Annotated in this window: 1 protein-coding gene; it reads left to right on the top strand. The window is 39.3% G+C overall.

The genetic code is table 11. The features are described from left to right. Positions 1 to 607: 607 nt before the first annotated feature. Positions 608 to 1,453 (top strand): hypothetical protein, encoded by an 846-nt coding sequence (locus IQ228_RS25755; RefSeq protein ID WP_027402822.1) that lies wholly within the window; start codon positions 608 to 610, stop codon positions 1,451 to 1,453. Positions 1,454 to 1,711 lie beyond the last annotated feature (258 nt).

Genomic DNA, 1,711 nt, shown 5'->3' with positions numbered 1-1,711 from the left:
TGCTCCAAAGAGCCTCCTTGCGGGTAATGTTAGCTAGATGCCTCCGGCACGCTGGCGCGAACGACAATGTTAGAGGTCGGTAACTATCTTAAAAGCACTGGTTTAACCCTTAAGCCTGTTTAACTTTTAAGTTCTAGAGCAGGGAACTAGCTACGCATCCTCTGGTAGGTCTTTAACTCTTACCTCTAACGTAGTTCGGTTAAGAACTGAGTCTGGTCAACTAGGCTTTTACAAGCCCTCACTTACCCGAAGGGAAGTGATGGGTGGTTGACTAAATGGCACAATAGATGATTATAGTCAAAATATGCTTTCTATATTTCAATACCTTGTCCATTTTCTCCTTTGTTGGGTTAAGCGATCGCGCAACCCGACGCATTTGTTGGGTTTCGTACCTCAACCCAACCTACAAATCAAGACTTTTTTCGATTTGGACAAGGTATTGCTATATTTCAATACCTTGTCCATTTTCTCCTTTGTTGGGTTAAGCGATCGCGCAACCCGACGCATTTGTTGGGTTTCGTACCTCAACCCAACCTACAAATCAATGCTTTTTCCAATTTGGACAAGGTATTGATATTTTTGATTCGCTAATTTGGGTAAAAGTTCCATGTCAGGAGAAAAACGTAGAAAACCAAGAAGTGAACCCGCACCTACACTCTATCAAAAAAATCAACCAATTTGGAAAACGGCAATTATCCAAGTTTTGCGGGGGACGATTGGTGTTTTAGAAACTACAGTAGTTAAACTGGAGACAGAAACACCCGCTGATACTCAGAAAAAAACTAATTTTTTATGGCGTTGGGATGGATTTTTAAGGACATTCCGCTTATTTTTACCATCAAATATATCTAACAATGTATCAGATACGCTGCTGACAGGGATTTTTGCAGTAATTTTTGTGGTGACAATAGGAATAACTACATTTATGTTTATTCCTAAATCTGTGGAAGTCGCAACTGTTCCCCCGGTAGAAGCGGTTATCCCACCAAAATCAGTTATAGAACCAGAACCAACTCCCACCCCAGTTATAGAACCTGAAGTCATACCAACCCCCACCCCAGTTGTTGAACCGGAAGTCATACCAACTCCGGTTATAGAAACTGAAACTACCCCAACTCCAGTTATCGAATTAACACCTGAACAAGCTTTACTAGCAGCAATTGAAAATCAGTTTTCGGATATTACCATTGCTGTTAAAAATACGCAGGATAAAAATATTATTTCTCAACTCATAAAACCTCTTCAAGCTAACTTCCGTACTAGTGATTTAACTGTGAAAATTAGTGATATTTGGTATAACCTGGAAAAATCTCAACAGGATAAACTAGCAGCGGATATATTACAACGTTCCCAAGAACTTAATTTTATCCATTTAGAAGTTGTTGATTTTCAAGGGAAAATAATTGCCCGTAGTCCAGTTGTGGGTAATAAAATGATAATTTTTAAACGTTGAAAGTTGATAGACAGTTATTTTGTTAATAAAGATTAATATCACAAAACATTTCATCTGGATTTCATATTCCCATGAAAAGCTAGAATCATAGTTAAGAGGATGTTTTAAAAGTATTAGATGAAACCGATAATCTCCAAAAACCTAACCCCCCTGCCCCCTTCCCTACGAGGGAAGGGGGTTTTCAAAGCCTCTCCCCGCTTCGGGGAGAGGTTTGGAGAGGGGTCTGTTTATACATTAAAAACTTTTCAAACACCCTCT

It is taken from the genome of Dolichospermum sp. LEGE 00246, assembly GCF_015207865.1.
Taxonomy (GTDB): domain Bacteria; phylum Cyanobacteriota; class Cyanobacteriia; order Cyanobacteriales; family Nostocaceae; genus Dolichospermum; species Dolichospermum heterosporum.
The sequence above is the reverse complement of the archived record's forward strand: the minus strand, read 5'-3'. Positions and strand labels throughout refer to the sequence as shown.